Origin of the sequence: Pontiella sulfatireligans (assembly GCF_900890705.1) — a bacterium.
Classification (GTDB): domain Bacteria; phylum Verrucomicrobiota; class Kiritimatiellia; order Kiritimatiellales; family Pontiellaceae; genus Pontiella; species Pontiella sulfatireligans.
In genome coordinates, this window is sequence record NZ_CAAHFH010000001.1 from 834,467 (window position 1) to 858,198 (window position 23,732).

The following is a 23,732-nucleotide window of genomic DNA, read 5'->3' on the forward strand; positions in this document are numbered from 1 at the left end:
GTTTAATCTGTATCGATCCGACATCTAAATATTGTGAGTTTAGCCACACAATTGAAAAGCAGTTGCGCTCCGAAGGACCACAAAGACAAGAACTACAGGTTTTCGTGCCTTTTGATCCTCTTGGCAGCCATCATATCGGCGCACCTGATTCTCAATTCTTCGTTTCTTTGCGTCTTTGCGGTAAAAACCATTCCGTGTATTCCGTGGTTCATTCTGCGTTCTGTGTGTTCTATCGCGGTTAATTATTTTCCAGGGATTGGACGCCCTGCTCGTGTGGAGAAGGTTGACCACGAGAGAGCGCAGAGGATTGAATTGACGGTGCCGCAGAAGAAATGACCCCGAAGAAGGTAAGACGCTAAAGAGGTTCCGGACTTCGTTTCTTTATGCTTTGCGGTCAACACCCGCCTGCTACGAAACTGTGCTTGTCTCAATTCATATATTGGAACCATGTTGCTCATCCTTATTTAAACTTAATCGGTCCGGGGTTATTGATCTTCTCTGCACCGGCGGCGGCTCCGGGAATATCGCCGCGTTTTGAACTGTTTTTTCCAGGGGTTGGAAAACCCGGCGGAACATATTTGGCCTTCGGCCCGGTCCACTTGACAGGAACGGTATCACCGGTCTGTTCCGTCCAAAGCAACAACTGCCTGCGCATCTCCTCCATGACCGGTTTGTTTTCCGGATTCATGGCTACATTGGTCAGCTGATCCGAATCCATAACGACATTGTAGAGTTCTTCTTCCGGACAGGGATTCCAAAAGATGTTGCTCTGTGCTTCGTTCAGTTTACCCGCCGCGTGGGCGTCCCACAGCTCTTCGCCGGCACCCCATCCAAAAGCTTCGGCACACAGATTCTGCTGATCCGTTTTGTTGTTGCGGATGTAGAGCCAGTCGCCGAAGCGCACGCTGCGTTCATGGTTCGGGAAGACATGCCAGTTATGCTCGGCAATCGCCAGTTCACGAACAACGGCAGTGTGATCCAGCAGGATCGACGCGAAACTGACGCCTTGAATGCGTTCGTCTTTCGGAAGCCCCGCTACGTCCAGCGCTGTGGCTGCAATATCAATTGAACTGACAAAACTTTTGGAAACACCCTGCTTCATCGCCGGCGGGTAATGCACGATGAACGGCGGCTTGATGCCGCTATCGTAGAGGCGGGTTTTGCTGCGCGGAAACGGGCGACCGTTATCGGCCGTAACAAAGATCAGCGTATTTTCAAATACACCCTGTCTCTTCAGCTCCGCCACAACCCGGCCGACATTATAATCAAACCGGGACACTTCATGATAATAGCCGGTCAAATCTTCGCGCGTCTTCGGGCCGTCAAACATGTAGGGCGGAATCACGACCTCTTCCGGTTTATACTTCCGCACCTCTTCGCTCGTGCTCCAGTCGCGGTGCGCATCGTGCGTGGCATACCAGCAGAAGAAGGGTTTGTCCTTCGGACGCTTCTCCAGCAGTTCTACCCAGTCCCCGGCACCGGCACCACCGCCTCCATTCGTAATCAAATCAAATCCGCGTTTAACATCTCCCATGTGATTCTTGCCGGACAGCACCGTGTAATAACCGGCATCCTTCAGCAACTTAGGGAATACGACCTGATCAGCAGGAAGCCGCATCTTCAGTTCCGGAGCTCCAGTATTATGCGGATAGCGCCCGGTTATGATGCTGCACCGGCTTGGTGTGCAGCTGCTGGTGGTGAGGATGCAATTATCAAAGCGTACGCCGATCGCCGCCAGCTGATCAATATTCGGCGTCTCAATGACCGGATGGCCGTAGCATCCAATATCCGCCTGCGAAATATCATCGGCCAGCAGGAGAACAATGTTGGGCCGTTCGGCGGTGGCAACGGATAAAAGTGCGACACCAGTCGCGAACAGTACACTCAATAACATGTGCTTAGATTTCATAAGGGTGTCCTATTTATTTTTCCACTCTTCGTACAGAGCCACGAGTGAACTCACTTTTTCAGGCATGGCGGACACCAGATTATTCAGTTCGGTCGGATCCTGCTTAATATTGTAGAGCTCCCACTGCCCACCGAGCAGCTTAACAATTTTCCAGTCGCCGAAACGGACCATGCGCTGCTTATCGGTATAGCCGGAAATCATGATATCCGGCGGTTTGCGCACTCCGCCTTTCAACACAGACACCAGCGAGCTTCCGTCGAGCTTCGGCGTTGAGCCACCCTCCCACGTTAATGGATATTCGGCCCCGGCTAATTCAAGGAAAGTAGGATAGAGATCGACCACATGGGCTAGGGTTGGATTGATGCCCGATTGAATCGCCTCCGGCCAGTGCGCAATGAAATGGGTGCGTGCACCACCTTCATGGCCATATTGCTTGAAGTAGCGAAACGGCGTATTCCCGACGTTGGCCCACTGTGCGGACAGCGAGCGATACGAATCCGCGCCGCCGGGCGAAACCTTCTTGGTCTTGTTCCGGTTATAGGGACACGAGCCGTTATCGGAGAAAAAGAGAACAAGCGTATTATCGAGCGCATTCATCGCTTCCAGTTTATCGAGCACGCGCCCGACATTCTGATCCATACAATCAATCATGCCGGCAAATACGGCCATTTCCAGATCTAGCGCATCTTGTTCTTTTGCAGACAAAGAATCCCATGGTTGATAGTCACCTCCACCGCCCTTGTTCTTATTATTTGAAGGCGGACTCAGCTTTACCTCTTCGTCAATAATCCCCAGTTCCTTTTGACGAGCCTGACGCTCTTGTCGAATCACATCCCACCCTTTTTTATACGAGCCCCGATATTTGGCAATATCCTTGGGACGAGCCTGTAGCGGGTAGTGGGCCGAGTGATACGGAAGATAGAGAAAAAACGGCCTGTCCTGCGCCTTCGCCTTGTCTAGAAAACCCAGTGCGTAGTCGGTGATGATGTCCGTCTTGTACAATGGTTTTTTCTGTGCATGGATTTCATCCGCCGGCACCACCTTGCCATTCAGCTTAAAGGGATATTCATACTCCCCTGTCGGCGGAACGAAAAAACTGACACAGGCATAGAACGCGAACGAATCCTCAAAGGCCTCGGCGGAACTAAAACGTTTGGCGGGCACCCATTTATCGAAGTGTTCTTTGCCCGCCATGGCCGTATAGTATCCAGCATCGTGCATCAGCGAGGAAAACGGGATCGAATTCTTCGCATCGGCACGCGGCAGATACAGCCCAGTCATCAGCGAGGAGCGCGTCGGATTGCACTTTGCCATATTGTAAAACTGAGTGAAGCGCATGCCGTTCTGCCCAAGCCGATCCAGATTCGGCGTCTGGATTTCGGAGCCATAGCACCCGATATCGGAAAAGCCAATGTCGTCCCCAACAATCAGAACAATGCTAGGCCGCTCCACACCCAGCAAAAGAGCTGGTACGGCGACTGTTGCAATGAAGGTTAGGGTGCGTTTCTTCACTACAGTTCTTTTACCTTAATGTTACGGAAATGAATCGTGCCGCTTCTACCCGGATGGACTTGTAAACCGAAGAAGCCTTGCTTGTATTCTTCTGTCTTCCAGTTGGCGGCAGGCACCCCGTTCACCCAGGTCTTTACAGTATCGCCAACCGCTTCGATCGTGACTCGGTTCCAGCCTTTGCGATCGATGGCATTGCGGGCCTTTTCATGGGATTCCAACCAAAGCGGATAGCTCCAGCCCCCGCAACTCTGACCATAAATCCCGCCAGACCAAAAACGTTGCTTGGACTCGTTTTCCATTTCAACCTGGGGGCCAAAGACCACATTCCCGTCTTTGACCTGAGCGCGGAACATGATTCCGGTGTTCCCGTCGACGGCCCATTTAATTTCAGCCGTAAATATAAAGTCAGCATAATCGCTCTTGGTGGTCGAAAGGAATGTGCTGCCATCTGTATCCTTAACCAGGGTGCCCACAATAATTGCATCTTTGGCTTCAAAGGTATTCGAGCCTCCGATGGACGTCCAGCCATCGAGATTCCCGCCATTATATAAGCTAATAAAACCCTCTTTTAAATCCGGTTCGCGATCTGTATTGATCAGCATTTCGGATGGATTAGGAGCGTTTTTCTGCTTCTTATACCTCGCGAACCACTGCTGTTGGCTTTCGGCAATCTGGTTGCCTGAAGCAATCGTTATGGCGATAAAAAAACAAGTGATGGTAGCAACTGTTTTCATGTTTATCCTTTGCTTAAACTAGATGGATCAAGGTTCGAGACAACATGTGAGTCATGTGCCGATTCCCTTATATCTTGAATACAAAGTGAAATCGGGAATCGAGACAGACCTTTCAGCTATAAGAAGTGAATGGTATTAGTTCCTTCCATTCTAACTTCTATCCCTTTTGCGATCCTTAGCGAACCAACCTTTACCTGCTCTTCACGAGAAGGTTAGACAGAATAATTGGGTGGCAGAATAATTTTTCTACTCTGGGAACTGAAATTATTCTGCCCCAAAATCATTCTGCCTATATTCCTTCTGCTGCGTAGCAGCCTTAGAGTTTTACCTGAATGATTGTCGCCTTTTTCCCGCGGACAGGATCGGCCATCTGAACGCGCCATTTTTCATATAGGGCTTTCATTTCCTCAACCCGCTCAGGATGGCTTGTGCTCAAATTATTCAACTCTCCCGGGTCAGCATCCATATTGTAAAGTTGCAGGCCGGTTGCGAGCGGAACGGTACGAAGTGCTGATTTAACCAAGCCGTTTTCATCCAGTTCATAAGCTTGATAGTCATAGGACTCCTCCCGGTAAACCAACTTCCAGTCTCCCTCGCGCACCACCCAGTTCTGCCGTTTTTTCCCCGAATCCCAAAACATGGCTTCTTCGTCATGCAGCGAGATCACATCGCCCTTAATCAACGGGATTAGGCTCTCGCCATCCAGCGGCTTCCGCGGAGCTACACCTGTAATTTCCGACAGACTGGCGAATATATCGCGATGGGTAACGACCGCATCAATCGTCTTCGCCTTAAACTTCCGAGGCCACCTTACAACCATTGGAACCTTGATGCCGCCGTCCATCAGGCAGTATTTATAGGCATTAACAGGGCCGTTGTTGGCGTAGGACTGATCCGACCCGCCATTATCCGAAGAGAAGAAAACCAATGTCTTTTCGTCGAGTCCCTCTTCCTTAAGCGTATCCATAACTTGTCCAACCACCGAGTCCATCAACTCAAGATGGGCCAGGTAGATTTTGCGGCCGTAAGGATCCGGTATGCCGAGGTGACAGGTCTGGTCGTACCACTCGTTGTATTCCGGTTGCGCTACAGGATCCCAGTAGGGATACGGCCAAACCTTGGCATCGCGGTCGAAAGGATGGTCAGGAATGCCGTATTTTTTACGCAGCTGTTCATTCGGCGCACGGGTCAACGGGGTGTGTACCGCGTTAAATTCCAGCTGAAGGTAGAATGGCTTTTCGCTTTCGGTTTTAATGAAGGATACAGATTCGCGTCCGAAAACTTCAGTGGTATTAGTATTTTCAAATGAAGCAGGCTCACCATTGTCGCGGGTCAACGGTCCGATAGGCGCCATTTTCGCCTTAGCGATGCTCCCGGCCTCTTTCTTTTCGTAGGCCTCGACATCCTTTTCGCTCAGCAGATTGAAATCCCATGAGTGATTCGTAAAACCCAGCCAATGATCAAAGCCGTGTTTCATGGGATCTTCCTTCGCTCCTCGGTTGAGATGGTTTTTCCCTATCTTCATGGTGCGGTAACCCGCTTCACGCATCATTTCGGCAATCGTTTGCTCGGTGGTCGGCAGACCGCCCTGGCCATAAAAGTACGCGCCCCAGCGTTGGGGATAGCGCCCGGTCGAAAACGCCAGGCGCGAGTTGCTGCAAACCGGCGATGCAGCGTAGGCATTCCTGAAAACTACACCGGATTCTGCTAGTCGATCCAGATTCGGTGTATGCACCCCATCGGCCACAACCTCATGAAAACCGACATCCGCGTAGCCTAGGTCATCCGCAAGGATTACAATTACATTCGGGAGAGATGCTTGAGCGAAACCACTCAAAGCTCCGCACATCGCCAGACTCAGTAAAAATCGCCCCATCCATTTCATCGTAAAATCCTTTTGTATCTGATTCGCGTCCCACAACCCAAAACGCCAATTTTAGTTTATATCTGTCAAAGGCATGTAATCACGTGCCGCCTTTAAAAGGCAAACTATGGAAGTTGTAGCCTCTGCTACATAATATTGTAGTGCCCTTTCACAACCGCATTTAAGCAACAAAAAAACCGCCCGAAAAAGGGCGGTTTTTATCCGGCAAAGAATCAGCTTATTACAGCATCATTCTGCGGCGAATGAATAGGATGCCAACTCCTGTCGCGGCAACCAATCCAAGCGTGGCCGGTTCCGGGATGGCAGCAGCAACAATAACATTATCGAGTGCATAGCTTGGGATAGTTGTATCTACGGTTTCTTGAGATGTGGAATTCGAAATCCAGTCCAGATACAGATAGTCTCCAGCAACCACATCAGAAGCCAAAGTGAAAGTCGTATTGTAGGTGCCGTTACCGTTAATTACATCGCCCGTAATAAGCTGAACCGCCGACGCGGCTCCATTTGCCGTTATAATGGATCCATTGATAAAACTGTTTTCAAACATGTCGACATCGACAAAGTTATTTGAGCTTCCGCTGACACCGGAGAACAGCCACACATTGAAGAGGATCTGATCGCCGTCTACCGCATTGGCATTGCTATAATCACTGATGCCGTAAGATATGTCCCATGTTCCGGCCGTAAGCCCGGTCGGATCAATTGCTACGCCTGTAGCTCTCGTCCTGTTTCCGCCAGCAGTGAACTCTTTCATTTTTAAGGTTCCATTGGTCACCGAGCCGAGCACCGAACCGTAGGTGCCAAGCTTCGTGTCGACATCATAGAAGCCAAATGAGTTTGCAGAGCTGGGGTCGGTTCCGAGGCTGAACGAAGATCCGTTCTTCACGTTTGAGTCGAACGTCTCTGTGTAGAGGGCTGCCTGCGCGCTAATCACGCCAGCCACCACCGTTAATGCAATAATCCATTTTTTCATTTTGTTTTCCTTTTTTAGTTATACAAGATCCGTGAACCACGGATATTCCAACTCCTGCGTCCAATCGTTGAAAATGAATACACTTCCAATTGAACAGCATCATTAGACCACAGGCCGTTTTCACGGGCGAACTATGGAAGTTGTAGTTGGCGCTACAACATCTTGTAGTCCCCTTGCGCGATTGCATGACCGGCAACAAAAAGGTTCATGGTTCAATTCCGGGGAGATGGTGGATTGTGTCGTGGAAGCGACGCCTCGTCGCTTGCGCGCCCTGCAATACAGGGGCGCGCGCGTCCGCAGAGCCGAACGTGAGGAAACGCGACGAGGACGTACGCGTCTACGAGCAGAAGTATTCCCCGGAATCGGGACATGAATAAAAAAAGCCGCCCAAAACAGGGCGACTTTATCTAGACTCCAGCGCCTTGCGCTACTGGAATCTGCGTTTAAGAAAAAGGATGCCAATACCGCTTGCCAAAACGATGCTCAGCACGGCCGGTTCCGGAATTGCTGTTACGCTAACATTATCAATTTGAACGGCAGCGTCCGCATAGTCACCTGCCAGGTTAATGCCGAAATAATCTAAGTCTGATATGTCGCTTATACCAGTCAGGTTAATTGAAAAACTATGTGTTTGGGATACGCCATCCAAGGTTTGCGTCAAGGTAGTGGCTGTAGTTGGATTGTTACCCGTATTTCCTGTCAGGAGATCGTAATCGGTCATACCTGAGAATTGGTTGATCCTTAAGCTGGTACGGGAATCCATTATTTTTGCGTTGTCGGCCAAGCCGCTTGCGTCACCTGCCCACCCGAACAGTGAAACACCAATTTCCGTTCCTGCAGCCGCGATGAAGTCAAAACTAACAACAAGTTTATTACCCGTCTCAGCGCCAACAGAGGAAATCTGCCGAAGACCATAAACTGTCTTTGTCCCATCCTTCTCTGCCACCCCACTGGTTGTTATCCATCCGCCTTTGGAAACCCATCCCTGATCAACATGCCAAAGAGAGATTTGATTGGCTAAACTAGTCGTTGAGACCGGGTCGTAAGCTCCAGCAACGTCAAACGTAAAATCAGCTGCTTTAAGTACAGCAGCATCCATTCCTCCATTAACAATAAGCGACGCCTGCGCGCTGAACACACCAGCAATCACAGTTAATGCAGTAATCCATTTCTTCATTTTTATTTTCCCCTGTCGCACCCGTGAACCACGGATATTCGAACTGCTGTGTCCAACCATTGGAAATTATATACTTCCAATTGAACAGGTTGATTAGACCACAGGCCGTTTTCACGGGCGAACTATGGAAGTTGTAGTTCCTGCTACAACATCTTGTAGCCAGGCAAGGAGAAATGCGGAAATTTATTCCATCTATGCGCATGGTTTTAGCTCCAAAACAGCTACGCGGATGTTTCATGAACGGAAACTGGAGGGCGAGGCTCTGTCCGAGCCAGCGCATAGAATGGCTCCGACGACGCGTCGCCCTCCACTTAAAAGCCGTGAAGCCCAAAATAAGCGCGCTGCTAGCACTGTTGTAGCCGACGACGATGACTCCGGATCCGCTGTAATATGATGTTTAAAAAAAAGGAAACGGGGTCACCGCCCCCGCTTACAACAATCGGCCATGAACCTTATTTAAGGATCCCTTTGCGGAAGGCCTGCCCGACGGCACCGGAGGTGGAGTGAACCCCCAGCTTGCCGTAGATGTTCCGCAGGTGGTAATCGATGGTAACGGTAGCCACATTGAATTCGCTGGCGATTTCCTTGCGACTCTGGCCGTTGGCCAGTTTTTCCAATATCTGGATCTCGTGGTCGGTGAGATCACTGTCTTTCTCCGTGGCAGGCGCCATTTTAAGCACATCGAGGATGTAGGGTGTAACGGAGCTGCTCAGCGGAATACCGCCACCTTCGATCACCTCGTGAATATGCTGGAGAATCCCTTCGAAAGGTTCGCTTTTCAGCAGATAGCCCGCAGCCCCGGCACGCAGCGCCTCGAAGACGGTCTTGCGATTTCCGGCCACGGTCAATACCACCGTTTGCACAGCGGGATGTGATTGTTTCATTTCACGAATGGCCTCGATGCCGTGGATGCCGGGCAGATTCAGGTCCATCAGCATGATGTCCGGCAACGTGTCGTCCGACTCCATTTGCTCGCGGGCTTCTTCGTAGCTCGCAAAGGTATTCGGACACTTGATCGATGCATCCAGGCTGAGCAGGTCCGCCAGCTGTTCGCGATAGTCATCGTTATCTTCAACAATCCAAATCAGTGCGCTGCCGAAGGAGTTAGATGGAGAAGTCATAATATTATACCTTTATTTTAAGCGACGCAGTACAACCTTTGCCGGGCTGGGAATCAATACTAAGTTTTGTGCCAAGACGTTTTGCCCGCCGATCCATGCTGTTGAGTCCAAGGTGTGGGCGGGCACGCACCCGTTCGTGCTCGTGTTCGACATCGAATCCCCGGCCATTGTCCGCTACGGTAACGGACAGGTGTGACCTGTCCCACCGTAGCTCTACCCGAATTTCGCTGGCCTCCGCGTGCTTGACGGCATTGTTGACCATTTCCTTAAACAGCAACATCAGATCGCGTTTGAACTGAACCCCCACTATGGAATCAGGAATCTGAGCCAGCGGCGGAACAACCTGCAGCTTTAATAATTCAGGCCGAACGCTTTGTTCAGCGATGTTCGAAAGACGGGCCACCAACTCCTGCAGGGAATCGGTATCGCTGTTGGTGAACCACAAAACATCGGCCAAAGCCACCTGCATCTCGCGCGCCATTCGCTCGATCTTACCGCTGCGTTCATGCACGCGCTCGTCTTTTGAAATTCTCCGAAGGTAGGTCGATGCCAGGGACATCGCACTGAGCCGGCTTCCGATGTCGTCATGTAGATCCTGGGTAATCTGTTGGCGCAAGGCCTTCGCATGCCGACGCCGCTGTATCACAGCAACGAGGGCGATTGCCAGCGCACCCGACACAACCAACAAAGCAATCGCAATGGCCACCACCTTCAGAAAGAACCACCACCGTAGTTCCAGCTTTTCAGCCTCCGCAGATATTCCGGAAAGTTCTCGGGCAAACCTGTTTCGCTGTTCGATTTTATGGAGCCAATCGAGCAGGAACATAATCGGACGCCCGTTTGACTTTCGATCCATCAGCAGGCGGACATCTTCCTCAGCCCCCGGCGGGAATCCTTCGAGATGCACGCGCTCAATCGGATAGGTTTCGTCGAACCGGTAGACATTGATTTCCCCTAATGCAAACGTCAGTTGGCCGTTATGAACCGGAAAGTCGTTGAGTATCAATCGTATCCAACGTCCTGATATTCCTCTGCCCTGGAGTCGCACAACATTGTTGCCGGGATTTCCCTTGTCCCAGGCAGTCTGCACTACATGGCCGCCAGAGGTTCCCCTTCCCCAGGCCGTCTGCACATCGATGGTCTCTCCCCGCTTTCCCTCCTCTGTTTCAGGCACCATCTCTAGAGAAATTTTACCGGGAAAGCCATAGCCGGGAATCAGGATTCCCTCTGGAGGGAGGGCTGGGAAAAGATCAATCCAACCCAGTGTACGATTTGCTCCAAGATCGACCTCAAGGATGCATGGATTTGTGGGAGGCGAGTTAAATATGATCGCATAATCTCCGCCCGGCGACGTACCCGTTCCCTCCCCTCCCACATCTACCGGCAATCCCAGACTGGTTTTTTGGTCGGTCAAATATCGTTTTCCCCAGTAGGGCCGTGATTCGAACCCCGAATGCACATCGACCTTTCTGGCCTTGAAAATTTCCTGATTGACCACCGCGTAAAACTCATCGAGCGCAAACAGTTCCTTACCGTTCTCCTCACTTCCCCGCAAAACCTCGATTCGAAATCTGCCCGTAGAGGGATCCGGCATATCGATCGACAGCGGCATGCGTCCCGGATCGGGACAGTCGGTATCGACCCACTCCCTGGCCACGCGTGTGCTTCCATCGGGAAAGACCTGCAATACCCTAAAGCGCCGCGGAAAACCATAGTTGTTCAAGCTACTGAACCGCCGATCAATGGCCGGAACTAAAATAATCTCGTGCACGTGAGCGCCGCCCGAAAACTGAAGATCCACCGTCCAGCGAGGATTTTCAGGAAGTTCAGCCAATGCCGGGAGATAGCCCCCATGAAATCCGTAGGCATCAAACTGCAGCGGCTCCTGCAGACTCGGCAAAAGCGACAGTTCCGAATTGAGCTGCTTCTGCCGATCATGGATTCGCTTCAACGTCTTAGGAATGGAGAGCAAGGCCTCATTATTCAATCCTGACAGGCCGGATTGACACTCTGGCTCCACAATCGGCGCAAAACCACCCTCAACGTCCAACGTGGCTCCCTTGCTTGCTTTTACAGCTGTCAGAAACTCATCGAGAGGATAGGTTTCATGAAGAATCCGGCACTCCACATTATCTATTTCAAATCCTTCATCCCCCGACATCTCGGTATCGGCGTTGATACCTAGAAACAGTTTGGGGATGCGCGCTAGGTAGCTGTTCTGAAGGTTTGATTCCGCGACCCATGATTGGTGCGTAACTTTATTCGAGACCACGAGAACACTTTCCAACGGAGCGTTCGTCTGGGAATATTTCAAGGTATACGTTAAGCGAAGCTCATCGCTCTCAATATCCGCATCTGCAGTTCCAAGCCCCGAAATACCAATATCGTTAAGGTTGATGCATAAGTTGGGTTTCCAGTATTCCAGCGGCTTCAAAGCCACAGTCAAACAGCCGTCTGGGCAAGCCCCGCTTTTCAGCGGAGGCGATTGTGCCAGCCTGAATCCCGCCCGTCTATTTCCAAAAGTTGTTTTACCAAAGTAGAGGAGTTTTTCTGGATAGTTCCCGCTCCCTCCCTGAGATGTGGTGACGTGGCAATCGAACATGTTCACGCCGTCCAGCGAATTTCGCGCGAACTGTCTGTAATCCAAACTTAACTGCAGTGACTGACCGGGTTTAAGGTGCGCTACAGCATTGGTAAAATATTGTCCGCACCAGTTGGAATCCAGCGTGCCGCCATTGGCCGTAAACCCCGGCCGATGTTCAATATATTTGTCGGCGGGATTCTCCGTATTGCTCACCACATGGGCAAATCCCCAGTCAGCCAGCGGGCCTGTGCCATACTTTGACTCCCAACGGCCCGGCTCATGATCCTGAAAATCAATCTTAAAAACGGTGCGATAGTCAGCACGTTCACGAACCCCATCCTGCCCTTGAGAAAGGACGGTTAAAGGAGCACAGAGCAAAATGGATAAAACCAAACCCAAACTGGATTTCCGAATGGTTAATACCCTGACTGTTGCTTTCTCCGATTGCATAGTCTGCAAACTATAAAGGGTTGTTCATAAAAATAACAGCCCTGAACGGCAACTAGTTGAATCAGGGCTGGCTGACTTTTAACCGAAAATACAGGTTGTCGTTTGTGCCGCCATAGATCCGGCGTTCAGCTTCGTCATAGCCCGGAGTGCCCGACACCGCATTTGTTGACCAATCCCAGCTGCCGTTCCAGAAATTGGAAAACAAATTCTCCGACCACTCCGCCAGATAGTTTATCCCTGCATTAGAACTATTCACTTCCAGATATTGGAAACGGACATCGTCTCCGGGGTGATATGTGATAGGCGGTACGATTCCCTGAACGCTGCCGTTCGTTGGATTCCCACCGAGTGCATATTCATAGATGTCAGATTCACCATCGTAGTCGAAATCGTTCGTTGCAACACCGCTCAAACCATATTCTTAAACCTCCCGCCCCCCACGGGGGATTTTCTCATTTCCGCATGCTATTCCACCAACAGCTTGATGAATAACTTATCCTTCGAGGTATCAATCGTATTGGTGTAGCCACTCAGCAAGCCATTGGTCGATGTAACGGTTACCGATCTATTCGTCCCCCAGTTTCCGCCTACCAAACCCGAATTGGTGAGCACGTAGGCATCAATGCTACTGTCTCCGATAAGGAAGAAGACATAATTAGACGAAGTTGCATCGAATACGGGCTTCAGCCCAAGGTCTGCCGAATTGGTCGGGCTTCCGCCAAAGACATACTCCCCCCAATCGTTCAAGCCGTCGCTGTCCGAATGATTTGTTTTTACCCCGCTAAGGCCGTATGTCGAAGCAAAGGTATTCCATCCGGTATTGACAGCGGCGTTGGTGAGAATCGTCTGCACTACCAATTCCGGGCGGTGCCCGGGCATATCGTCTTTAGAGTGGTACGCTGACTGGAACCCGTTCGATGCAACTACCGCCAACGAAAGCACCTGATCCCCCGACCACTCTGCCTGAACATAGTCGGTAATATTCAGCTCCACCCACCAGCCGAGATCCGGAACCGGAACAGGGGCACCCGACGCGCAGGAAATTACAGGAGGTCTATTTGAATAGGTGATCACATCTTCCTGCCAACTATCATCGGAAACCGACCAAACAGCTTGAACCATACTCGTATCAGGATCAGTGACTTTAAGACGCAGAAACGCATTCGTCATCTGATCCCCAGAAATTTGAGACAGATCAAATTTTAAATAAGCGATGCGCTGTTTCGAACTATGATCCTGTATCCCGACTGTACGGCCAGTCCCATAGTTATCCGTAGGGTTGAGACCTCGTACGGTGGCATCCTCAACCGGCGGCAAACTGAACGACCCCGAACTCAACGAGCTGACGGTCATGATCAACGTATTCGTCGAAGCGAGCCCTTCATAATCTTCTGCAACGAGTTCAAGCTCATTCGCCCCCATATCTAGCGCGCCCGGTGTTCCTGTAATCCAACCGCTTTCTTCAACGCTCAACCAATCAGGTCCTTGCAGCTTGCTGTACTTAACCAATTTACCGTTCGGTTCCAGCACCAATCCCCGCAATGAATTGGTGTATGCCGTATTGACCTTTGCATACAGACGAGCCGGTGCTTCAAGCCAAACCGGGGCTTCATTAATATAGCTTGTTTCAAAAACAAAGTTATCCACCTCAACCTGCTCAAGGCCGCTGAAACCGGAAATGCTTCCACCGACGCTGTTCGTGCCCGTTGTATAACCTGCCCAGATTATGGTTCCGTTCGTCACGTCGAGATCCACGGTTGGTCCGGTGTAGAGCAATGCACCGCTTTGGTCGTAAAGCGACGGTGTTCCCTGATAATTCACCGCGCCCTGTTCAATCCTCCATGTAAGTTGGAACCAATCGCTCCAACCGCCGACGGCGGTATCAACATTCAGATTGGTATGAGCGACCTCGCTGAGTGCATCATCGATGAATCCCAGCCCGCTGCCCTGGTTGCCCAGCAGGCAATAGCGGTTGGATCCGGTTGCAGAGTCCGGATCCGTGCTGAACAGTAGACCAAACGCCGCTTCATTCAGGCTGGCGGTACTATCGCCGCCGGATTGATGGTCGTATCGGAAGTCGGAAGAGATCGAGGCATCTTCGCCGTCCTCCAGCGCAAATCCCCAGGTTTTGAGTGCATGGTTTTCGCCTTCGGCAACCGCCATATTCATTTGGCCAATCGAACCGTTTCCACTGATCCAGTTGGTACCCCCCGGATCAAGGTTGGTCGTTGCAGACCAGAAGTCGCCGGCAATGGTTGAAGCATAGTTTGTGCTGAAGAATGTTTCCTCGACAAGGGCATACCCTGCTCCTGTAATCGGAGGCACATATTCAAACCCAACCGCTCTCACATTGGAAACGCTCACACGCTCATTATCATTGTTCACAACCGAGAGTGATGGACCAATCCAGGGCGCTCCCCACACATCATGGGACACATTTGAAAACAAGTTGACATATTCAGCCGGTATATCGTCAGGCAGCGACTTATATTGCGCGGTAAGTCCAAAAACAGCCGTTACATTGCGAACCGATGAGCCCTCAGCATACGACCCAGGAAAGATGTCCGGATTGTACAACTTGCGAAGACCGCCAGCCGCAATAGTAACCGCTGCGGCGCAATTTGTTGCATATACCCCATCGATATCAACCAACCCCTGCCGAAGGCCAACCGGAGCCATCATGACGGCCGTTTTTGCGTTTTCTGCAGAAATATTCCGCCCGACAACATTAAACACGCCACCGTATTGCAGATTACCCATCTTGTCCCAACCGGTTTCCATGCGAAGCGCTACCCCCCCATTGGCATGCAGGTTTGTGAACAACACCGAGTCACATGCTTGAGACTGAATAAGACCATAGCCATACGAGGAATGACTAATACTCGCATTTCGCATGGTGCCCTGGGTTGCCATAGCGCGTGTGGCCTCATCGAAACCACTGACACCCATAACCACTGAGCTATACGAAGAGACGTTCCCGTTTACGTGAAAATCAGAAAGCAGAAAATTACGGGCCTTTTTGACCTGGATAAACCGTGTTCCGCTTACACCCTGCGAAAAATTAACAGTAAACCTCCCGCCAACCCCCTGAATACTTACGTTTTCAACCCAATCAGGATGGCCGTCGATGTAAATCATCGTGCCCGCACCATCAAGATTCAGTACTGCGCCCGCATCGATCAGCATATGCACATTCGATTTGAGCTCCACTCCCTTGAGTAGGTACGTTCCTGCCGGTACTTCGACATCTCCCCCGCCGTTGGCCGTCACATAGTCAATCGCCGCCTGAACCGCTGCCGTATCGTCCGCAAGCCCAGTACCCACGGCACCGAAATCCATTACATTCGTGACCACGTTATGCGTTTCAAAGGATGCATCGTAGAATGCATATGTGCACAAAGACATACTCATCACAACCAACAGTGCGATAGCTCTTTTTTGTAACATCATAGTTCCTCTTTTATATCCAATTAGTGGTCACTTTTACTTACCGCAACAATCCCATTGGGTTACGAGGGGATTGGTTATATGCACCCCCTATAACTAAAGCACCTAATTTTAATTATCGACCTGAAGCTTGAGAAACAGCTTTTCACCCGTCGTATCGACGGTATTGGTATAGCTGCCAAGCAACCCATTGGTTGAAGTAACCGATATGAGAAGACCATTCGTTCCCCAGTTGCCAGCGACCAAATCCGAGTTGGTGAGCACAAGAGCACTAAGGCTGTCGTCTCCGATGAGGCAGAAAATATAGTTTGAGGAAGCCACATCGAAGAGCGGTTGCATTCCCACATCCGTTGAATTGGTCGGATTCCCGCCGATTACATATTCACCCCAGTCAACCAGACCATCTTTATCCCAGTCGGTCGATGTGTTGCCCGTTAACCCATGCTTGCTTGCAAAATCGCCCCATCCATTATTTGGGAAAAATGGAGCCGCAAGTTCTATATCGATAAAACGGAACAGGCCGAGCGGCACATCAATGGTCGCGCTTCCGCCGGATGCACTGAAGATTGTTCCGTCGAGCACATCGGTTATGGTGATTGGAGTGACGGTGTTGAACGTCACGGTTGCCGTCCGGGCTTTTGGATTGAGATAGCCGCCATCGATCAGCGTCAGGCGCAGATGGTTGGGTGAAGTCTGCGCGCAAACCCACGCGACTTCGCCGCCGGAGACGGTGAGCGGCAACTGCGCGGCGGCGCTGGCGATGGCGTTCGAAACGGTGGTGTGGTAGGTATCGGCCGTATTCGTGGTTGTTCCGTCCGAGGAAATAAAATAGCGCCCGTCGGTGTTGAATTCCTGCATGATGTTCTTATACATCGGGTGCATATGCTCGGTCATTGCACCACGCACTGCATTGGTATCGGCAAAGGCGCCCTGCTGCGGCGGGGCCATCATCACCAGGCCGTTCGGGTAGGAAGGCAAGAAGTCCATCCGCCTTTCCTTGGCTCCCGATGCATAGCGGGAAAAGTCCCAATCCGATACCGGGCTTCCCGCCCATTCCGTGCCCTTGCGGCTGATGACCATCGGATTGTTTGCTTCCCATACCTCGTCGTACCAAGTGTTAAATTTTTCCTGCCGATCGCTTCCGTCAAAACGCGGATCCGGTTCGGTCATTCCCAGATATACCGGATTGATGCTCACAATCTCGGAGCGCTGAGGAACAAAGAGTGCCCCCTTCGCAATCAGATCCCAGAGAATGCTCATGTATTCATCGGTTGCATCGAAGTTATTGATGTACTGCGCACCACAGGCGATGTTGTAAACCGAGTTACGCAGAAAATGATTCAGCAACCGCTGATTGGCATGCTTGCGTTGGCCGTAGTAGCTGGCGTTGTCGGGAACCGCCCGCGCACCCCAGCTGTTGGCGGCACCGCTCTGCCAGAGTCCCATCCGGCCGGCGACACTCAGGTCGGCAGATCGGGTTCCTGTTTCTTCCAGAGCGGGCACAAAGGAGTCGGCAAACTCGCCGGAAAGGAATCGGTTCCAGTGGGGGCGGTAGACATCCGACTGCCACTGCGGGCTCTTCGCCCGGAAGTAAACAATGGCATTGTTGCTGTTGGCATGCGTTGCGACGGGATGGAAAAGATAGTCGAGGACGAAGGTAAAGTTCGTCGATGAATCGGCACCGCATTCCGGCCACAACATGACGGTCTTCTTTCCGGCCGCATTGTCGATGATGCTCTTTATGGTTTCCGGCTGATACCAGTTTGGATCGTTGCCGTGGCCGAACCAGGCCGCGATGCCCGGCACGCCGGCATAGTGCGGCGTAAACTGATCAATCGCCTGCTGCTGCGTCAGCGTGTATCCCGAGATTCCGTTTTTCAGCCTCGTTCGGTATTCTTCATTGGTGAACCCGTTTGCGGAAGTCCGCCAGTTGGTCGTTTGTTTTTGAAGGGCACCGAGCCAGTTGAGCATGACCGGGCTGGTATAGTTGTTGGTGATATCGTGAAAATGGACATCAAGGCCGTTGAGCTCATCGCCGGTCATCAGAAAGACCGGCTCCGGATTTTCCCATGCGGGTTGGGCAAAGGAGGTCAGATTCGACCAAACGTTATCGGTGTTCGCTAGGATGGTTGCGATCTTTCCGGGCGGGGTGAAGTTGGCGTATGCGGTTTTCCAGGTTGGATCGCCCGTATCCAGAATATGGATGCAGCTGCCGCCGCTCTGCTCGCTGGCCAGGATGAGCTTTGCCGGATCATCGGGATGCGTCTGCACATCGTAGAAGGAATAGCTGGACTCCACGATTTCCGTAGTGTTGGTATCCATATTCGGCGGTACCAGCAGAATATGATGGCCGTGCAGGATCAAATGCTGATAGCTGTTTGTGCCTTCCGGAATAATAACGGGCTCGGCCACTTTGTAGTGGGTGTCGCCGAAGGGATTGAGCGAAAACGCATCAAAAATTTTAAACAGGCTGAAGGTTCGGCTGGCCGGGTCAAACTTGGTCATGCAGGCCGAGCCGCGATGGCCTGAGCTGCCCATGAAGAACTCATTGGTGCCGTCACCATCCGTATCGTGCTCCGACATGTATCCGTGGTTGTCGGTGGCAAAATCCTTGTCCACTTTGTCCGTTTGATACGGCAGGTCAGCCAATGGTTTAAACCAATAAAAGTGCCCTTTCGACGACCAACCGACGGTACTGTGCACGACCAGGTCTTCCGATCCGTCGGCATATTTCTGCACCCGCAAAAAATTGACATTGTGCTCGCCGTTCGGCGGTGCGTTGGGCCCCCACGTTGTGTCCTGCGAATAGGTGGAGGAATGGATGGTTTTTACGTGCTCTCCTGACGCGGTTAAATAATACAACTTTTTGTCGAAGCCGCCGCAGGCAACATAAGGGGTGGTATTCGAATGAATCACACAAACGGCATTCATCAGGGCGTTGTTGGTCTTGAACGACCACAGGTCTGCTCCAGAGCTGTCCATGCAGTAAATACTTCCTTCGGCGTTGGCAGCAAGGATTTCATCCACGCCGTCGCCGGTCAGGTCTTCGCAGTAGATATCGTGGTTCACGAATCCCGAAAGAGCGTTGGTCCACAGCATGGTTCCGTCGATAGCCATGCCCAGTACGGTACCCTCGTAGCTGCTGGCGACAATATAGTTTCCGGCGTTTGTGGCCGTGCGGACCTGCAGTATGGTGTAGCCCGTATCGTAGCTGGCCATTCCTGTAAGCGGAGGCGCCGGTGTATTTGAGATAACGACATTATCGATGGAGAATCCAATTTCATCGTTATCTTTCTTGGTAAAAAACAGGGCAACGCAGTCGCCGGGGCGGCCCGCCTCGGACACATAAAAATCGTAGCTGAACGAACCCGTGCCGTCAAAGGATTGGGTTGCGTCGACCTGCGCGACACTTGCGCCGTTTTCAACATCTATGTTTAAAAGATCGCTTGCATGATTCAGCCGAATATCGGCAAGTATATTTCCGGTGTCGGTATCCCATCCCTGAAAGAGGCCCCAATAGATATTGGTTCCAGTTGTTGCGGAAAAATAGGTTACATCAAACGACACAGAAAAAGTGCCGACCGTCGCTGAGGAGGTGTCGATAAAGATCCCGTAACCATCCCGGCGTCCGGAATTATTGCTGATGATATCAAGCTCTTCATTCACACTATCCCAAACCGGATCCGTGCCGCTGTCGGAAACCACCCATTGGCCATTCGTGGCATAGACTACCGGCCCATTTGCCTGATCCACTGCACCGGATGCTCCGAATGCAATGCTGTCATTGCCCCCTGCGCTGAACACTAAAGTCGGTTCAGACGAAAAGTCATTTTCATAGACCGTTGCAGCATTGAGTTGCGGCATTGCCGCAAGTATGAATATGGAATGGAATACGATTATTTTTTTCATCAGGCTGTTCCCTATTAGATTCCGATGATCAATCCACCAACGACTTGATGAGCAATTCGTCGGGTGGACTACCTTGCCACGGCGTTGTACTATGGTTTGGTAACGTCCAACCTAAAGAACAGATGATCGTTTGTACCACCATAAATGGTCTGTTTGGTCTCATTATAATCCGTCATAGGATTTGGGTTTTGTGTTTCAAAATCAAACACATTGCTCCACGGACCGGTTACCAAATTGGTTACCCATTGCGGATGATACGTAATCCCCGGGTTGATATAAGCCGGCGCAAGATAGTGGAAGCCAACGTTGTCATCTAACTGATATACGATCCACGGAGACGAGCCGAAAACCGCCGGGTTCGTTGGATTGCCACCTCGAGCGAACTCCTGCAGGTCCGTTAGTCCGTCAAGATCGGTATCATCCGTCCCGACACCGCTTAAGCCGTATGCCTGAATGAACTCGCTCCAGCCTGTATGACCTGCAGTTATTACGAGTTGAGGCCGATCCGCAGCATCCGCTTCCCGTGAATGATAATAGGTGATTTCTGTCAATGAGGAATGCAGCGCAACCGAAAAGGCCCCATCTCCAGCCCATTCCGACCGTACCTGATCGGTGACATCCAGCTCCATCCACGATCCGATTCCCGGACGCAGCGCAGAATCGAGTGCCGTTCCGGCAGGCGGTTTGGTGTCCCATGTAATATGGGTCTCACCCCAGCTGTCATCAGGGATGAAATATGCCGTCTGGTTGTCAGGACTCGTACTGCTCTCGGGCGTCACTTTCAGCCGAAGAACGGCATCAAACACATCGCCCGGCACAGCGGACAGGTCAAATTTAAGATACGCCTCTCGCGAGCCGCCCCCGCGAACCAAAAGGGAGCTTCCGGTGCCATAGTTGACATTTGTTTTTGCACCGGCTCGAACGTAAGAATCTGCAGTCGGATTCAGTATAAAGTGGTCGGTTGAACCAGCGAGGAAAACGGAAATTTTCAGCACGGCCGGAGTCCAGCCATTAAGGGCATCGGTCACCAGTATCTCCCAAGAGTTAACGCCGACATCGCCAGCCAACGGTGTGCCGCTCGTAGTTCCGTCCAGATCAACGCTCAGCCAGGCCGGGCCGCTGACAATCTGGAAGAACATGGTGTCTTCATCCGGATCCGTTACGACGTCATTGAGGTTCACAGCGTACGCACTGTTTTCCATGGCACCCTGGCCGACAATCACTCGACCGGGGTCAACGGGCGCTGCATTATTGGTATTGGCCGTTTGCACCACCAGTTCCGGACGATAGCCGGGAATGGCCTCTCTGGAATGATATCCCGCCTTAAATCCATTCGCAGAACTGAACCCGATCGAGAACAACTGATCTCCGGACCACTCATTCTGTATCTGGTCGGTCACATCCAGCTCAACCCACCAGTCTTTGACAGGAACAGGAAAATCACTTGCCAGTGCAGCGGTGAAAGCCGGCTTATTACTATAGACCAGTGTCTCCTGTTGCCAGCTGTCGTCGCTTACAAACCAGGCGGTCTGGAGCATGTTGTCATCAGGATCACTCACCTTCAGGCGCAGGAAGGCATTCGTCACCACATCACCGCTAACTGCAGAGAGATCAAATTTCAAGAAAGCTTCTTTCCGGTTTTTCTGAACGGTCAACGCACGACCAGTTCCTTCTAAGATGTTGTTTGTCGGATTCAGAGAATCCACAGAATGGTCATCAATCGGCAGCAGACTGAATGACCCACCGGATAAGGGACTGACGGTAACGCTTACCTGGCCGGTAGCCGAGAGCCCTTCCGGATCTTCGATCAGGATGGTGAACTCATTTTCGCCGATATCAAACAGGCTCGGAGTTCCTTGGAGAGTTCCTTTCTCATCAATGCTGAGCCAGTCAGGCCCGGAAAGCTTGGAGTACACAACATAGGTGCCATCGGGTTCGTGGATGAATCCGCGCAGATTGCTGTTTACCGGGAAGGAGGTGACCAGCGGGGTGTTCACCATCGTATACATGCGAGCTTTCTCTACTACCCAGACCGGCACATCATTGATAAACCCTTTTTCATAGTGAAAATTATCCACCTGAACCGCACCGAGACCACTGAAGCTGGAAACCGTTCCGCCCCCGCTGTTCGGGCCTGTGGTGTATCCGGCCCAGATTTTTGTACCGTTCGGAATGCCAAGGTCGGTAGTCGGGCCGGTAAACAGCAAATTGCCGGCACTATCGTAAAGTGATGCGGTTCCTTGATAGTTTACTGTGCCTTGGTCGATATGCCACTTCAGCCGGAACCAGTCGCTCCAACCGCCTAATGAGGTATCAACATTCAGGTTTGTGTGGGCGGCCAGATCTCCGGCGTGACCCAGAAGGCCGATTCCAGCACCTTGATTAGCCAACACGCTGAAGCGGTTGGTTCCCGAAGCTGGATCTGCGTCCGTACTCAGCATCAACCCGAAAGCCGCCTGGTCCATACCTGTGCCGACATCTCCTCCGGACTGATGGTAATACCGGAAATCCGATTCAATATCGGCATCGGCATCATCTTCCAGCGAGAAACCCCAGTAGTTAAGCCCGTGGTTATCCTGCCCGGCAACCGTCGTATCCAGCAGCCCGGCGTCGCCATTGCCACTCAACCAGTTGGTTCCGCCGGCATTCATATTTGTGGTGACCGCCCACCATTCGCTGTCGAGCGTCAGCCCGAAATCCTTCCAATGAAAATTTTCTTCGGTGATTCCGTAGCCTTTTTCGTAGTCGGTGGAAATCGGTGCATAGCGTTGCAGCCCGTTGCCGTGAATCTTCATTCCCTCAAACTCCAAATCCCACATCAGAGCCCCGTCGACTCCGCCATAAAGAGACGGTCCCAGATAATCCGAAGCACTATAAGGACGACCAATATCCGAGCGAATCAGATGCTGCAGATCCGGCGCAACCGTGCTCAGGCTTTTCGATGAAAGCGGAGCGTTTGTTCCGAAGTAGACTTCCACGTTTCTAAGGATGGAGCCATTAGCATATGTCCCGGGGAGCACATCATAATTGGTATAGCGATCCACCACATGGCCGTCCGATCCGCCTACCCCGCGCACACTGTTACTGACCACGACACCATCGACATCAATATAGCCATTCTGGTGGCCATGCGGTCCGACGAGCATCGCCCCCAACGAATTGAGGGCCGTCAAATCACGACCATAGACATTGTTCAGACCGCCAAACTGATCATTCGATCCCACGCCTGATTCGAGCCGGAAACAGACGCCTCCATCCACCCAAAGATTGATCGCAAGCACCGACTCGGCCGCGTGGATTTGAATGAGGCCGTAGCCGACACTCTGCCGATCCGCACTGATGTTTTCGATGGTGCCATTGTGGGCAAACCCGCCGTTTTCAAAGCTGTTTCCTTCCGCCGTTAAGATCACAGTGGAATACTTAATGTAGTTCCCGATGACATGAAAATTGCCTAAATAGAAGTTGTGAACATTGTGTACCTTGATAAAACGGGATGCCCCTGAGTTGAATTCTTCGACCACCACAGCCCAGTCCTCATCCGAAACCCCAGCCGGTTGATCCTCCAACGAGGGAAACAGCACGGTAAACTTGCCGCCTACCCCCCGCATACTCAGATTGGTCAGCGGCGTGGCACCGCCCGACTCATAAATGAACATGAATCCATACGGAAGAATGAGCGTCGCATCTTTATCGATCAGAATATGCACGTTTGACTTGGGATATACTCCACTGAGCACATAATCGCCGGCCGGAACAACCAGATCACCGCCGCCCGGCTGAGCCGCGACATAATCAATCGCCGCCTGAAAAGCAACGCTGTCATTATCGTTGGTTCCATTGTTCGTCACACCGAAGCCCAGCACATTGGTCACCACGGCATGCGTCTCGACTGACGCATCATAGAATGTGACATCATCAATGGGTGCGGCGTAGCTGATGGAAGTCATCAACATTAACAACGCTGGTAATATTATTCTGCTTACTTTCATTCAATCGCCTCTTATTGAGTGTATGACAAAACCGTTACTAAA

At 51.6% G+C, this 23,732-nt stretch carries 12 protein-coding genes; all 12 read right to left on the bottom strand.

Annotated features, from left to right (window positions below; all coding sequences use genetic code 11):
• Positions 1–460: 460 nt before the first annotated feature.
• Positions 461–1,909 carry a sulfatase family protein gene (locus SCARR_RS03055; protein WP_136060046.1) on the bottom strand — a complete coding sequence of 483 codons (1,449 nt, stop codon included), beginning with the start codon at positions 1,907–1,909 and terminating at the stop codon, positions 461–463.
• A gap of 9 nt (positions 1,910–1,918) precedes the next feature.
• Positions 1,919–3,421, bottom strand: coding sequence for an arylsulfatase (locus SCARR_RS03060; RefSeq protein ID WP_222846159.1), 1,503 nt, complete (start codon positions 3,419–3,421; stop codon positions 1,919–1,921).
• Positions 3,421–4,155, bottom strand: a complete 735-nt coding sequence (locus tag SCARR_RS03065; RefSeq protein WP_136060047.1) for a 3-keto-disaccharide hydrolase — start codon at positions 4,153–4,155, stop codon at positions 3,421–3,423. Before SCARR_RS03065 ends, SCARR_RS03060 begins: the two co-directional genes overlap by 1 nt.
• Before the next feature lie 316 nt (positions 4,156–4,471).
• Positions 4,472–6,031: a sulfatase family protein gene (locus tag SCARR_RS03070; protein ID WP_168432942.1), complete on the bottom strand. Its 1,560-nt coding sequence runs from the start codon at positions 6,029–6,031 to the stop codon at positions 4,472–4,474.
• 229 nt (positions 6,032–6,260) lie between these two features.
• On the bottom strand, positions 6,261–7,013 hold the full coding sequence (locus SCARR_RS03075; protein WP_136060049.1) for a PEP-CTERM sorting domain-containing protein: 753 nt from the start codon (positions 7,011–7,013) through the stop codon (positions 6,261–6,263).
• Positions 7,014–7,440: 427 nt separating this feature from the next.
• The gene (locus SCARR_RS03080; RefSeq protein WP_136060050.1) at positions 7,441–8,190 is read right to left on the bottom strand and encodes a hypothetical protein; all 750 of its coding nucleotides are present in this window, start codon (positions 8,188–8,190) and stop codon (positions 7,441–7,443) included.
• Positions 8,191–8,642: 452 nt separating this feature from the next.
• A complete protein-coding gene (locus tag SCARR_RS03085; protein WP_136060051.1) occupies positions 8,643–9,311 on the bottom strand; it encodes a response regulator in 669 nt (222 codons plus the stop codon).
• A gap of 4 nt (positions 9,312–9,315) precedes the next feature.
• Positions 9,316–12,294 (bottom strand): sensor histidine kinase, encoded by a 2,979-nt coding sequence (locus SCARR_RS03090; RefSeq protein WP_168432943.1) that lies wholly within the window; start codon positions 12,292–12,294, stop codon positions 9,316–9,318.
• Between the two features lie 112 nt (positions 12,295–12,406).
• On the bottom strand, positions 12,407–12,757 hold the full coding sequence (locus SCARR_RS03095) for a hypothetical protein (protein WP_136060053.1): 351 nt from the start codon (positions 12,755–12,757) through the stop codon (positions 12,407–12,409).
• 53 nt (positions 12,758–12,810) lie between these two features.
• A complete protein-coding gene (locus SCARR_RS03100; RefSeq protein WP_168432944.1) occupies positions 12,811–15,750 on the bottom strand; it encodes a CBM96 family carbohydrate-binding protein in 2,940 nt (979 codons plus the stop codon).
• A 153-nt stretch (positions 15,751–15,903) separates the two neighbouring features.
• The gene (locus SCARR_RS03105; protein ID WP_136060055.1) at positions 15,904–19,701 is read right to left on the bottom strand and encodes a hypothetical protein; all 3,798 of its coding nucleotides are present in this window, start codon (positions 19,699–19,701) and stop codon (positions 15,904–15,906) included.
• Positions 19,702–19,790: 89 nt separating this feature from the next.
• Positions 19,791–23,690, bottom strand: coding sequence for a CBM96 family carbohydrate-binding protein (locus tag SCARR_RS03110; RefSeq protein WP_136060056.1), 3,900 nt, complete (start codon positions 23,688–23,690; stop codon positions 19,791–19,793).
• Positions 23,691–23,732: the final 42 nt, after the last annotated feature.

Excerpts from the sequence above, each read along its gene's own strand:
- SCARR_RS03080 (WP_136060050.1), bottom strand. The coding sequence starts at position 8,190 with ATGAAGAAATGGATTACTGCATTAACTGTGATTGCTGGTGTGTTCAGC.
- SCARR_RS03105 (WP_136060055.1), bottom strand. The coding sequence starts at position 19,701 with ATGAAAAAAATAATCGTATTCCATTCCATATTCATACTTGCGGCAATG.
- SCARR_RS03100 (WP_168432944.1), bottom strand. The coding sequence starts at position 15,750 with ATGTCTTTGTGCACATATGCATTCTACGATGCATCCTTTGAAACGCAT.
- SCARR_RS03070 (WP_168432942.1), bottom strand. The coding sequence starts at position 6,031 with ATGGGGCGATTTTTACTGAGTCTGGCGATGTGCGGAGCTTTGAGTGGT.
- SCARR_RS03085 (WP_136060051.1), bottom strand. The coding sequence starts at position 9,311 with ATGACTTCTCCATCTAACTCCTTCGGCAGCGCACTGATTTGGATTGTT.
- SCARR_RS03065 (WP_136060047.1), bottom strand. The coding sequence starts at position 4,155 with ATGAAAACAGTTGCTACCATCACTTGTTTTTTTATCGCCATAACGATT.
- SCARR_RS03055 (WP_136060046.1), bottom strand. The coding sequence starts at position 1,909 with ATGAAATCTAAGCACATGTTATTGAGTGTACTGTTCGCGACTGGTGTC.
- SCARR_RS03075 (WP_136060049.1), bottom strand. The coding sequence starts at position 7,013 with ATGAAAAAATGGATTATTGCATTAACGGTGGTGGCTGGCGTGATTAGC.
- SCARR_RS03110 (WP_136060056.1), bottom strand. The coding sequence starts at position 23,690 with ATGAAAGTAAGCAGAATAATATTACCAGCGTTGTTAATGTTGATGACT.